General features: G+C 53.6%; 12 protein-coding genes and 1 tRNA gene. 10 read left to right on the forward strand and 3 right to left on the reverse strand.

All coding sequences use genetic code 11. The features are described from left to right. The first annotated feature begins 229 nt into the window (after positions 1–229). Positions 230–1,486 (forward strand): L-methionine/branched-chain amino acid transporter, encoded by a 1,257-nt coding sequence (gene yjeH / locus Y71_RS24870; protein WP_007372706.1) that lies wholly within the window; start codon positions 230–232, stop codon positions 1,484–1,486. A 29-nt stretch (positions 1,487–1,515) separates the two neighbouring features. Here yjeH and Y71_RS24875 read toward each other — a convergent pair whose 3' ends face one another. Further along, positions 1,516–1,986, reverse strand: a complete 471-nt coding sequence (locus tag Y71_RS24875; RefSeq protein WP_007372705.1) for an FxsA family protein — start codon at positions 1,984–1,986, stop codon at positions 1,516–1,518. A gap of 338 nt (positions 1,987–2,324) precedes the next feature. Between Y71_RS24875 and aspA the strand changes: the two genes are divergently transcribed. The 7 genes from aspA (at position 2,325) to Y71_RS30210 (ending at position 8,329) form a co-directional block, all read left to right on the forward strand. After that, positions 2,325–3,761 carry an aspartate ammonia-lyase gene (aspA, locus tag Y71_RS24880; RefSeq protein WP_007372704.1) on the forward strand — a complete coding sequence of 479 codons (1,437 nt, stop codon included), beginning with the start codon at positions 2,325–2,327 and terminating at the stop codon, positions 3,759–3,761. Between the two features lie 112 nt (positions 3,762–3,873). Further along, complete coding sequence (locus Y71_RS24885) at positions 3,874–5,175, forward strand: anaerobic C4-dicarboxylate transporter (protein ID WP_007372703.1); 1,302 nt, start codon at positions 3,874–3,876, stop codon at positions 5,173–5,175. Between the two features lie 85 nt (positions 5,176–5,260). Next, positions 5,261–5,584, forward strand: a complete 324-nt coding sequence (gene cutA, locus Y71_RS24890) for a divalent cation tolerance protein CutA (RefSeq protein ID WP_007372702.1) — start codon at positions 5,261–5,263, stop codon at positions 5,582–5,584. Then, complete coding sequence (locus Y71_RS24895; protein WP_007372701.1) at positions 5,560–7,263, forward strand: protein-disulfide reductase DsbD; 1,704 nt, start codon at positions 5,560–5,562, stop codon at positions 7,261–7,263. The genes cutA and Y71_RS24895 overlap by 25 nt, the downstream gene beginning before the upstream one ends. A gap of 46 nt (positions 7,264–7,309) precedes the next feature. After that, a complete protein-coding gene (locus Y71_RS24900; protein ID WP_007372700.1) occupies positions 7,310–7,885 on the forward strand; it encodes a transcriptional regulator in 576 nt (191 codons plus the stop codon). Positions 7,886–7,990: 105 nt separating this feature from the next. Further along, a tRNA-Phe gene (locus tag Y71_RS24905) sits at positions 7,991–8,066 on the forward strand. Between the two features lie 50 nt (positions 8,067–8,116). Further along, a complete protein-coding gene (locus tag Y71_RS30210) occupies positions 8,117–8,329 on the forward strand; it encodes a hypothetical protein (RefSeq protein ID WP_139114315.1) in 213 nt (70 codons plus the stop codon). Positions 8,330–8,348: 19 nt separating this feature from the next. On the opposite strand, the gene Y71_RS24910 is transcribed toward Y71_RS30210, so the two are convergent. Continuing rightward, positions 8,349–9,314: a tyrosine-type recombinase/integrase gene (locus tag Y71_RS24910; protein ID WP_063436918.1), complete on the reverse strand. Its 966-nt coding sequence runs from the start codon at positions 9,312–9,314 to the stop codon at positions 8,349–8,351. Between the two features lie 34 nt (positions 9,315–9,348). Next, positions 9,349–10,926: a TraI domain-containing protein gene (locus Y71_RS24915; RefSeq protein WP_035943022.1), complete on the reverse strand. Its 1,578-nt coding sequence runs from the start codon at positions 10,924–10,926 to the stop codon at positions 9,349–9,351. Positions 10,927–11,132: 206 nt separating this feature from the next. Here Y71_RS24915 and Y71_RS24920 point away from each other — a divergent pair, with 206 nt between their 5' ends. Beyond that, positions 11,133–11,693 carry a hypothetical protein gene (locus tag Y71_RS24920; protein ID WP_035943019.1) on the forward strand — a complete coding sequence of 187 codons (561 nt, stop codon included), beginning with the start codon at positions 11,133–11,135 and terminating at the stop codon, positions 11,691–11,693. 176 nt (positions 11,694–11,869) lie between these two features. Further along, the gene (locus Y71_RS24925) at positions 11,870–12,877 is read left to right on the forward strand and encodes a hypothetical protein (RefSeq protein WP_035943016.1); all 1,008 of its coding nucleotides are present in this window, start codon (positions 11,870–11,872) and stop codon (positions 12,875–12,877) included. Positions 12,878–12,917 lie beyond the last annotated feature (40 nt).

Below are 12,917 nucleotides of genomic sequence, written 5' to 3' on the forward strand. Positions count from 1 at the left end.
CTTTATCAGTTATGGATGGCGCCGGGCCGCAAACGGTTCTCCGGCTGGTGACCAGAGAGATGGGGTTAGCTGTTTCTCCCTTCAAGGGGGAACAACAAAAAAAATTTATGAAATCTGACTCACCCGCCAAACCAGGCTGCCTCAACTATTGCTGGCAGGTGCTGGCGCAGCCATAAGTAAAACCGATTGTGATAACATCAGCGCAACAGACAACCGACAGACAAAGACAATGAGTGGATTAAAACAAGAGCTGGGGCTGGCGCAGGGCATTGGATTGTTATCAACGTCTTTACTCGGCACTGGCGTATTTGCCGTACCCGCGCTGGCGGCGCTGGCCGCAGGCGACAGCAGCCTGTGGGCATGGCCGGTACTTATTTTACTGGTGTTCCCGGTGGCGATTGTGTTTGCGGTGCTTGGCCGTCATTTCCCAAGCGCTGGCGGCGTCGCCCATTTTGTCGGTCTGGCGTTCGGCCCGCGGCTTGAGCGGGTCACCGGCTGGCTGTTTCTCTCGGTGATCCCGGTCGGTCTGCCGGCAGCCCTGCATATTGCCGCAGGTTTCTGGCAAGGCATGTTTGGCTGGCAAGGGCCGCTATTACTCATGGCTGAGCTTGGCACGCTGGTGCTGATTTGGTTTATCGGTACGCGCGGCGCAGGTTCCAGCGCCAATTTACAGTCGCTTATCGCCGGGCTGATTGTGGCGTTAATCGTCGCTATCTGGTGGCGTGGCGGCATCACTTTCCGCGATATTCCTTTCCCTCCGCTGCCGCAGGTGTCGGTTTCCGCGATGTCGGCATCGCTGGCGGTGATGTTCTGGTGTTTTGTCGGCCTGGAGGCTTTCGCTCATCTGGCTTCGGAATTCAAAAACCCGGAGCGGGATTTCCCGCGTGCGCTGATGATTGGCCTGCTGCTGGCGGGTTCGGTCTACTGGGCCTGTACCGTGGTGGTGCTGCATTTTGATGTCTGGCGCACGCTCGGCGCAGCGGCATCGCTTCCGGCAATCGTCGTTGAACTGTTTGGTAAACAGGCGTTGTGGATAGCCTGCATTATTGGCTATCTGGCCTGCTTCGCCAGCCTGAACATTTATATCCAGAGCTTCGCCCGGCTGGTGTGGTCGCAGGCGGCATATAAGCCCGAGAGCGCGCTGGCAAAGCTCTCTAAACGCCAGTTGCCGGTGAATGCGCTCAACGCTGTGCTGTTCTGCTGCATGGTGTGCACCCTCGTCATCTACGCTTTCAGCATTAATCTGGATACGCTGATTATCTACGCCAACGGCATTTTCATCATGATCTACCTGCTGTGCATGCTGGCAGGTTGCCGCTTGCTGAAAGGGCGCTATAAAGTGCTGGCGATTGTCGGCAGCGCGCTGTGCCTGTTACTGCTGGTAATTCCTGGCTGGAAGAGTTTGTACGCGGTGATCATGCTGGCCGCGCTGTGGTTACTGCTGCCGAAGCGCCGCAGCACAACGATCCATTCCGTACAGCCATAAAAAAAGCCCGGCGGTGCCGGGCATCAACATTAGCGGTCGTCTTTATTATCCAGCCGATTACGCTGCTCGTCTTTGCGCTGATACTCGCCTTCAAATGTCTGGCCCACATCGCCTCCTGCCGAAAAACCGCCGCCCGGCATCCGCGAAAAGCGCAGATGCGGCATCAGCTTCAGCGTCAGGTGTTTTTGCACCGGCGGCAACAGCAGCAGCAGGCCGAGGAAGTCGGTAAAGAACCCCGGCAGCACCAGCAACAGACCAGAAATGATCAGCGATACGCTTTTGATCATCTCCGCCGCCGGGCTTTCACCCGCCGCCATTTTTTGCTGCATCAGCATGAAATTCTTAAAGCCCTGGTTACGCACCAGCGACATACCAATCACTGAGGTAAAGAGCACCAGAATGAGCGTCATCAGGACGCCAAAAACATGGGCAACCTGAATAAAGATCGATATCTCGATGTAGACGTATAAGAAAAAAGCAATAAACGGTATCCAGCGCACTGGCTTCTCCTGTGAAAAAAACAGACGCCCTGTGGCGCCTGTCAGTAAGGGTTTGCGAATCGCATAGTCCTGAGATGGCGGCAGATCGAAAAAATTCAATTTCCTCCGCGATGTAAAGTTTTGTCTGTTACGAAGCGGTGACACATTTCACATATTATTAATAATGATGCATTCACGAGGATAATAAGTGATCGAGATTACGGCATTTGATCATATCCAGCATATAATCTCGGGTATCCGACCGATTAAGGGCATAATCGTCGGTCGAAAAAGACACATATCCACATAAATACTGTGTGTTTGGTGTATTCATTCGTAGCTTGCAAAAGAAGGTTCACATGTTAAACAACATTCGTATCGAAGAAGATTTGTTGGGTACCAGGGAAGTGCCAGCGGATGCCTATTATGGCGTGCATACTCTGAGAGCGATTGAAAACTTTTATATCAGCAACAGCAAAATCAGTGACATCCCTGAATTTGTCCGTGGCATGGTAATGGTAAAAAAAGCGGCTGCCCTGGCGAACAAAGAGCTGCAAACCATTCCTAAAAATATCGCGAACGCTATCGTTGCCGCATGTGATGAGGTCCTGAACAATGGCAAATGCATGGATCAATTCCCGGTAGACGTTTATCAGGGCGGCGCGGGTACTTCCGTCAACATGAACACCAACGAAGTGCTGGCCAACATTGGGCTTGAACTGATGGGCCACCAGAAAGGCGACTACCAGTTCCTCAACCCGAACGATCATGTCAACAAATGCCAGTCCACGAACGATGCCTACCCTACCGGGTTCCGCATCGCGGTGTATGCCTCCATCGTTAAGCTGATTGATGCCATCAAACAACTCGGTGAAGGTTTTGAAAACAAAGCCGTGGAGTTCAAGGATATCCTGAAAATGGGCCGCACCCAGTTGCAGGACGCGGTGCCGATGACCCTCGGTCAGGAATTCCACGCCTTCAATGTGCTGCTGAATGAAGAGACCAAAAACCTGCTGCGCACCGCTGAGCTGCTGCTGGAAGTGAACCTCGGCGCTACCGCCATCGGTACTCGCCTCAACACGCCGGACGGCTATCAGCAACTGGCGGTGCAGAAACTGGCGGAAGTGAGCAACCTGCCGGTCGTGCCGGCGGAAGATCTGATTGAAGCCACCTCCGACTGCGGCGCGTATGTGATGGTACACAGCTCGCTGAAGCGTCTGGCGGTGAAACTCTCCAAAATTTGTAATGACCTGCGTCTGCTCTCCTCCGGGCCGCGCGCCGGGCTGAATGAAATCAACCTGCCGGAGTTGCAGGCGGGTTCATCGATCATGCCAGCCAAAGTCAACCCTGTGGTGCCGGAAGTGGTGAATCAGGTGTGCTTTAAAGTGATCGGCAACGATACCACTGTCACCATGGCTTCCGAAGCGGGCCAGTTACAGTTGAACGTGATGGAGCCGGTGATTGGCCAGGCCATGTTTGAGTCGATCCATATTCTCACCAATGCCTGCTACAACCTGCTGGAAAAATGCGTCAACGGCATCACGGCCAACAAAGAAGTGTGTGAAGGTTATGTCTATAACTCCATCGGCATCGTGACCTACCTCAACCCGTTTATCGGCCATCACAACGGCGATATCGTTGGCAAGATTTGCGCCGAAACGGGCAAAAGCGTACGGGAAGTGGTTTTGGAGCGCGGTCTGCTGACTGAGGCAGAACTGGATGATATCTTTTCCGCGCAAAACTTGATGCATCCGGCCTATAAAGCAAAGCGTTATACCGATGAAAGTGAACAATAAATTCAGTACGTAAATACATAAAAGGCACGTCACTCGCGACGTGCCTTTTTTCTTATGGATAGTAACTAAAATATAACGATTTAATATCACTTAGTTAAACAAGGAAGCCACTATGTTTACAGCAGAGCTTGTCCTCGTCTTATTAGCCATCTACCTGGGCGCCCGGCTTGGCGGTATCGGCATTGGGTTTGCGGGTGGCCTTGGCGTTCTTGTCCTGACCTTGTTCTTTCAAATCCCGCCTGGCGCCATTCCCTTTGACGTCATCGAAATCATCATGGCCGTTATTGCCGCTATCGCCGCGATGCAGGTGGCGGGCGGCATGGATTATCTGGTGAGCCTGGCTGAACGCATGCTGCGTAGCCACCCGAAATACATCACCTTTCTTGCGCCGCTGGTCACATGGTTTATGACGATCCTTGCCGGAACCGGGCACACCGCATTCTCGACGCTGCCGGTGATTACCGAAGTGGCGAAAGAGCAAGGTATTCGCCCGTCGCGTCCGCTGTCGATTGCCGTGGTCGCCTCACAAATCGCCATTACTGCCTCGCCTATTTCTGCCGCCGTGGTCTTTTTTGCCGGTATCCTTGAACCGCTGGGTGTCAGTTACCTGACGCTGCTGGCGATCTGTATTCCTGTCACGCTGATTGCCGTGATGATCACCGCCGTGGTGTGTAACTTCCTCGGCTGCGAGCTGAAAGACGATCCGGTGTACCAGGAGCGTCTGGCGAAAGGTGAAGTGAAGCTGCGCGGCAGCCAGGTATTTGAACTGAAACCCCACGCTAAACGCTCGGTGCTGCTGTTCCTGATTGGCATTGTGGCGGTGATGCTGTACGCCACTGCAATCAGCCCAACCGTAGGGCTGATTGCCCACCCGGTACTGCCGCGTAACGAAGCAATTGTGGTGTTTATGCTGACCATCGCCACGCTGATTTGCCTGACCTGCAAAATCGACACCGGCGAAGTGCTGAACGCCAGTACGTTTAAATCGGGCATGAGCGCCTGTATCTGCGTACTGGGCGTCGCCTGGCTGGGTGATACATTTGTGAAGCACCATATTGAAGATATTCAGGTAGTGGCCGGTGACTTATTGCATAACTATCCATGGCTGCTGGCCGTGGTACTGTTTTTCGCCGCGACACTGCTCTACTCGCAGGCGGCAACTACCAAAGCGCTAATGCCTGCCGCGCTGCTGCTGGGCGTTTCGCCGCTGACCGCCGTTGCATCGTTTGCGGCGGTTTCCGCGCTGTTTGTGCTGCCCACTTACCCCACGCTGCTGGCGGCGGTTGAGATGGACGATACCGGTTCAACGCGCATCGGCAGGTTCGTGTTTAACCACCCGTTCCTCATCCCGGGCGTGATCGCCATTGCCCTGTGCGTCATTCTGGGCTTCATCTTTGGCGGTATTCTGTTGTAAAAGTCCTTAAAATCGGGCCGCGCGGCGGCCCGATCCTTTTCCTTCGCGTGGTATAGTCGATACTTTCGCTGCTACGAGGTTGACGATGAACACGCCTGATGCCGTTGTTGTACTCTGCACTGCCCCGGATGAAGCCACTGCCCAGGATCTGGCCGCCAAAGTGTTGGCCGATAAGCTTGCCGCCTGTGTCACTATTCTGCCGGGAGCAACGTCGCTCTATTACTGGGAAGGTAAACTGGAGCAGGAGTACGAAGTTCAGCTACTGCTGAAAACTGACGTCGCGCATCTGGAAGATCTTTTCGCCTGCATTAAATCGCACCATCCGTACCAGACCCCGGAACTACTGGCTTTGCCCGTTACCCACGGAGATTACGATTACCTCTCATGGCTCAACGCATCCTTACGCTGATCCTGCTGCTGTGCAGCACATCCGCCTTTGCCGGATTATTCGACGCGCCTGGTCGCTCCAGTTTTGTCCCTGCCGATCAAGCGTTTGTTTTTGATTTTCAGCAACATCAGCACGACCTTACGCTCAACTGGCAGGTGAAAGAGGGTTACTACCTTTACCGCCAGCAAATTCGCGTCACCCCGAATCAGGCCCATATTGGCACGCTGGCGTTGCCTGACGGGGAGATGCATGAAGATGAGTTCTACGGCAAAACCGAGATCTACCGCCAGCAACTCACGCTACCGCTTGAAGTGACGCAGGCGACAAAAGGCGCGACGCTGACGGTAACTTATCAGGGCTGCGCCGACGCCGGGTTCTGCTATCCGCCGGAAACCAAAGTCGTGCCGTTGATGGAGGTTGCCGCCACGCAATCCACTGCGCCAGCGCCCGCCGAAAAGCCGGTTACCGCAAACGACACGCCTGCAGCCTCACTGCCTTTTTCCGCACTCTGGGCGCTGCTTATCGGTATTGGCATCGCGTTTACCCCTTGTGTACTGCCAATGTATCCGCTGATTTCCGGCATTGTTTTGGGCGGCAAACAGCGCCTGTCTACCACACGCGCGTTGCTTCTGGCGTTTATCTATGTACAGGGAATGGCGCTAACCTACACCGCGCTGGGGCTGGTTGTCGCCGCTGCCGGGTTATCGTTTCAGGCGGCATTACAACATCCTTACGTGCTGATTGGGCTCTCCGTGCTCTTTAGCCTGTTGGCGCTGTCGATGTTCGGCCTGTTTACCCTGCAACTGCCGTCCGCACTGCAAACCCGTTTAATGCTGTGGAGTAACCGCCAGCAGGGCGGCTCACCTGGCGGCGTGTTCGCCATGGGCGCAATCGCCGGGCTGATTTGTTCGCCCTGCACCACCGCGCCACTGAGCGCCATTCTGCTCTATATCGCCCAGAGCGGTAATCTGTGGCTCGGTGGCGGCACCCTTTATCTGTATGCACTGGGCATGGGTTTACCCCTGATCCTGGTCACGGTGTTCGGCAACCGGTTGCTGCCGAAAAGCGGGCCGTGGATGGAGCAGGTCAAAATCGCCTTTGGTTTTGTTATCCTCGCCCTGCCCGTCTTCCTGCTGGAGCGCGTGCTGGGCGATACATGGGGATTGCGGCTCTGGTCGCTGCTGGGTCTGGCGTTTTTTGCCTGGGCGTTCATTTCCAGCCTCAACGTGACGCGCCCGGTAATACGTGTCGTGCAAATTGCCCTGCTCGGCGCTGCGCTGGTGTGTGCTCGTCCATTGCAGGACTGGGCGTTTGGCGCGCCCGCCGTACAGACGCACTCGCCGCTGGCGTTTACCCCGATCCAGACCGTTGATGATCTGAACAAGGCGCTGGCGCAGGCAAAAGGTCGGCCGGTAATGCTGGATCTTTATGCGGATTGGTGCGTAGCCTGTAAAGAGTTCGAGAAGTACACCTTCAGTGACCCGCAAGTGCAGGCGGCGCTGAGAGAGAGCGTGTTATTGCAGGCCAACGTGACGGCGAACAACGCGCAGGATGCCGCGCTGCTGCGCCAGTTGAATGTGCTTGGTCTGCCGACGATCCTCTTTTTCGACGCGCAAGGCGCAGAGCAGCCCGCCGACCGGGTGACCGGTTTTATGGATGCGGCAACCTTTGCCGCGCATTTGCGCAATCGCACCCCATAAACAACACTGTTTGGGGAGCTCGCTTCAGATAACGGAGGAGAACACCGTGCAACGCGAAGACGTTTTGAGCCAGACTTTGCAATTACTTGAGCTAAAAGGGATTGCCGAAACCACTCTTGAGATGGTTGCCGATCGCATCGGCTATCCCCTCAATGAGCTGCGCCGTTTCTGGCCGGATAAAGAAGCCCTGCTCTATGATGCGCTGCGTTATCTGAGCCAGCAGATTGATGCCTGGCGCAGACAGCTGTTGCTGGATGAGACGCTGACTCATGAGCAGAAGCTGCTGGCGCGCTACGGCGCGTTGACTGAATGCGTCAGCAACAACCGCTATCCCGGCTGTTTGTTTATCGCCGCATGTACTTTCTTTCCCGACCCCGGGCACCCAATTCATCAACTGGCGGATCAGCAAAAGCGCGATGCTTACGACTTTACGCACCAGGTGCTGACGCAGCTGGAAGTTGACGATCCGGCGATGGTGGCGAAGCAGATGGAGCTGGTGCTGGAAGGGTGTCTGAGCCGGATGCTGGTTAAACGCAGCCAGGCCGATGTCGATACGGCGCAACGGCTGGCAGAAGATATTCTGCGTTTCGCCTGCTGCCGCCAGGGCGGCGCGTTAACCTGATTTCGCTGCGCAATCGCGCTGATTGCCGCAAACTTGAGCAACTGGATAGCATTTTTAGAAATAAGGTTGACGCCTTAAGACGATTAGGGTTTAATGCGCCCCGTTGCCCGGATAGCTCAGTCGGTAGAGCAGGGGATTGAAAATCCCCGTGTCCTTGGTTCGATTCCGAGTCCGGGCACCACTTCTTCAGAGCCTGTTCGTTAAGAGATGAGATGCTTAACGGGCAAGACAATGTCCCTGACCGTCATCATGCAGGATGAGGCTGTTCGTTCTGCATCTGAGGGTTTAGGGATTAAGAATCCGGATGATGTTTGGCGCATCATCCGGATTTCTCACATCCCAACAATTTCAGTTACAGGTATTTACCTTCTCATCGCTGCTCTGTCAACGATCTGTAAAGGAAAACCCGCGATTTTTTCCCGTTTAGATATCAAATCCTTATGAATTTGACTTAGGATTACTCCTAAGCTGCATATGCGGCTTCAAGATTTCGCCTCAGGTTATCCATGTTTGCTTCCACATATTCCAGGGTCACCGCTACGCTGGAATGTCCGAGCAGCATCTGGACATCATTCAGGCTTCTCTCCGGGCGTTTCATCAGGTCTGTGGCTATCGTATGCCTGAACCGGTGCGGGCTGATATCACACTGACACTCCCTGGACAGTCTTCTGAAGAAAGCCCTCATCGGTAGGTGATCCATGTTTTTAGCCCGAATAATTCTTTTCTTTTTGGGTGTAAACCGGTTGATATTGAATAACTGCTCCCCTTTTTTGGCTCCCTTCTGTACAGACATAAGATACAGTTGCTCAAGACGCGGTCTCAGCCGCGCTGTGATCGGCACGCGATGCTCCCGGTGGTTTTTAGAACCTTCAGCCTGTAATTCAATGATGCCCAGTTTCAGGTCCACATCACAAAGTCGTATATGCAGCAGCTGATTCTGGCGCATACCGGTGAACTTCAGTGTCTCAATGACCGTCATCCAGAACCAGGCGGGTTCAAGGGCATTTGGCCGCGGATCGTGAACGCCCATCTGCTCCAGCTCAATTTTCCTTTCCATGATTAAATCAATTTTCTTCATCTGCTCCCCGGATAGTGTTTTTTTTCGTTTAATATCGGGTTTAACAATCACCTGGTTAAAAGGATTCTCTCTGGCTGAAATAAGTTTATTCGTGATGGCATGATTAAATACTGCCCGCATGTGGGCAACCTTGTTATTCCATGTCCGCTTACTGGACATCTGTTCATTCAGAACATACCGTCTCCATTTCAGAACATCCATTCGCGTCACATTTTCCGGAAGAATATCTTCTCCGTTAAATTCAAGGAAAGTTCTCACCACCTTTCGGTAACTCCATTCTGTTGCACGACGAAGAACTTTATTAAAAAAATAGTCATCGAGAATTTTTTCAAACGTCACAATGTCTGCCATAATGACCTCGTAATATTAACTTAACCTCAGCAAATTATTTCTTCGCTGAAAGCCATATACTGTCCGTGGGACAGCTCCCTTTTTTAAAAATAATGTCAGCTTTAATCATGTAGCCTGACACTTTGGTAAAACGACCGCTTTTATCCGGCGTGTCGTATTGATGGTAATGGAATAACCCCTTACCATTTCGTGAATGGTGTACGTTCAGCGCCTCAAAACTTTTCTGCAGCCTGTCCTTGTCGGTAACACCCCCTTCCGCTGTAGAGGTGTGACGGTAAAAACAGGCCGGTGACACCATGAATACAAACTGCGCCAGAACGTGCAGAATGCTGCCCTTTTCATTGACGCTGAGCGTGCCGTCCTCAACGCTGTCCCTGACCCACTCCAGAAATAACGCGCCGGCCTGCTCTTCCTTGTCCATCCCCTCCTCATGCGAAGTGAGTGTGCCGGGCGGAAGCACCGTGGTCGGAGGGCTATCAGCACTACCCGCAGGTACATTTTCGGTTACCACAGAGCTTCTCCCTTCTGCCATCAGATCCAGCAATGACAGCAGGTTCTCCGTGGATACCTGCGCCCCACCTTCCTCATCCCTGCTGATATCATTTTCTGCTGAAAGCAGCGGTTCATCTGTTGAAAGTGCTGATTCCAGTACCAGTGCTGAAGGGACAGTATTAACGGACGTTTTCTCTCCGTCCTGACTGAAACTGTAGGTCATATCTCCGGTTTTAATTGGCACTGAAACATCCGGAGAATTATCGTTACTGGACAATGGGATAGAATCAGTCTCATATAATTTAGGGAAGGTATGACCAGTGACAGGCACAACTGTCACAAGGGAGACCGGGTCTGGTGGCTGCCCGGACATAACGGCCGTATCAGAGAGACCGCAGCTGCGCAGCGCATCGTTCACAATGCTGTTCAGAATCCCGGCCTCCGCGCGACGTCCGGAAAGAAACAGCAGCAGCGTATCGGACAGCACAGGCCAGCGCTGAAGCCACAGCAGAGCGGCCTCAGGCAGGAGCCTGAACGCCACATATACACTGCCCATCGCACCCGAAGGTTCGCTGGCCGGCCTGACCCGCCACGGTTCTCCGGGCACACTCAGCCCCGGATACCAGACACGTCCGCTTTTCAGCGCCCCCTCCACCTGCATCAGCCAGGGCAGGTGATGGAACAGCCCGGCCCAGTACGCTGCACAGACCCAGCCTGGCGTCTGCTCTGCCTGTTCTTCAGGCGTGGCGCCCGGTGGCAGCATCATGCCGCGTACCAGCCTCACCGCCCGCGCGGCCACGTTCAGGCTGAGTTCATTAAACCCTCCCGGCCCGGAGAACGGACCGGACCAGGCCCCCGGACAGGCCTGCACCCGTCCCGCCATCTCCTCCAGTGGCCTGAGCCACCAGGCTTCCGTGACCTGCTGCGACAGCGGGCTGTTTTCTGCCAGTACCCGGACAAGGCGACGGTATTCGTCCGCCTGCAGCAGCACCCTGCCCGTCCGGGCAGGGCGCCAGCCATCATCAGCAACAGTCCGGGGTGGCGTGGCACCCGCCGGTGGCCTCTCTCCGGGCCGTTTTTCCTCTCTGTCCCTGCCTGTTAACCAGTTAAGTCCACGCACCGTCACCTCCGCCGGAATATGCCTGCTGAAAATGACGCTACGCTAAAAGTCCCCCTGATAATTGCAACCGGAAACCCTTAAGCGCCCCTGACAGAAATCCTGCTTGTGAAAATATTCAGAAGTGGTTTCAGATTTTCAGGATGCCGTGGTGACACCGGGGTGCTCTCCTGCATGCCTCTGTTTACACCGGTTTCGTGAGTTTTCGCATGCAGCAATCCCTCGTTTTCTCCTTTTTTATGCTCTGGATAGCCCTGTCCGGGACGATGAGCCTGAGTTTTATCCCCGACGGCACCAGTACCGGTTTTTATCTGATCTGGGGGGTGCTGTCCGGCCTCCCCTTCCTGCTTCGCCCCTTCGCATGGGCAGAGCGGCAGTTCAGGCCGGCGATGACGATTACCCGCCATCGTCGCAGACGGGCATGGGTGCATCTTGCCCCCTGGCAGCCCACCACAGACCTGACGCCGGCGCGTGTCCGTCTGTTCTGGCAGAGTGTGAACACGTCAACCCGCCAGGCACTGGAAAAAAATCGAACCGTTATCATCTCCTCGCACCTTCTGACCGGCTCCCGTGCCCGCCGGGTGCTGGCCTGTATCGGGGAAAGTGGACTCACCGTCCACAGACGGACTTACCGCATCCCCTTCACACCGGCAAAGAGAGCACTGATGCAACTGGAAATCCTTTTCCGGCAGTGGCGCTGGCGCACGGACTTCCGCAGGGACTGGCCCGTGCTGGTCCTCCGGCGAAAATCTTTAAACACAGAAAAATAATTTCCCCTGTCAACGGTTTGCGCGTCGTTTCACACTGGATACATGGATGTATTCGATCTGAACGATCGATTTTCTCCGTTATACATCCGCGAACCTGCGGCGTAACGTATCCACAGTGGATACAAAAATTAAATACTTAATTCAAATTACTGACTTAGCCAACACCAGGGCCTTTTATGAACCGTCTGAATATCACCTCCATTCTCCACAGAATGGCAACCGGAAGGGATGAAGAAATGGAGCAACTCCTGACTCAACTATCCGAAAGAAAGAAGACTGCAGGTAGTCCCCTGGCCATTCGATTTAAACCTGCGGTGCGGGAATTTATTACACTGGTATCAGGTCGTCTGGGTATCTCATCTGCAGAGCTGGTAAATGTTCTGGTGGAAGGCATTATGCGGGAAACACTTACCCCCCGGCAGGCTTCCGTGACCCGCATCCCGGAACGGTTCTGGCTGCTTATGGACGAACACAAACTTTCTGCAACCGATGTCGCCTGCCTCCTCTCAGACTGGAATATTGGACTGAGCGTGCTGGAAAATCGTGAACGGACCATGGACTTCCTGACCTCACCCTTGCTGAAAAAATTGTCTGAATGGTTTTATGTCAGTGTCGAATGGCTTGAAGGAACGGCATCCCGCCCCGTTCATCATATAACAGTATTTAATGACTGGTTTCATGCCGCCAGAAAGCTGGATAAAAGAATCAGGGAAGCCGAACCTGAGAATATATTAACGCGTCCGGATATATATTTTGTCCGGGAAATGAATATACCCGGAGGAGATCAGGAAGATATTTTCATCTTTATCCGTCGCTACCGAACCGTCAATAATACTACGGTGCGGATAGTTGAATGCGCCGGGTACTGTTCAACAGCAGGAAGGTTACAGGATCAATTTAACTCATTCCTGAGTATGTGCGGAATTCTTTTTCAGGCAGAAATTATTTCTAAGGTTGATACCTTTTTCGCATCAGGTCAGTTACTGAACGCGCTTAAAACGGGAGATATTCTTCCAGTATCAGCACTGTGGCAAATACAGAAACTCTGTCGTAACGCAGAGGGTAAATATGCCCAGAACATATGGAAAACAGAGGAACGAATGCCGTTTCTTGCTCCGGATGAATTTATTATTGATGAATGGAGAGAAATAACATCCAGAATACTCAACAATCCTGACCTCTGAATTAACTGACTGAACTTATTTTTTTATTGGCGCGCCTGCG

The organism is Kosakonia radicincitans DSM 16656, assembly GCF_000280495.2.
In the GTDB taxonomy this organism is placed as follows: Bacteria; Pseudomonadota; Gammaproteobacteria; order Enterobacterales; family Enterobacteriaceae; genus Kosakonia; species Kosakonia radicincitans.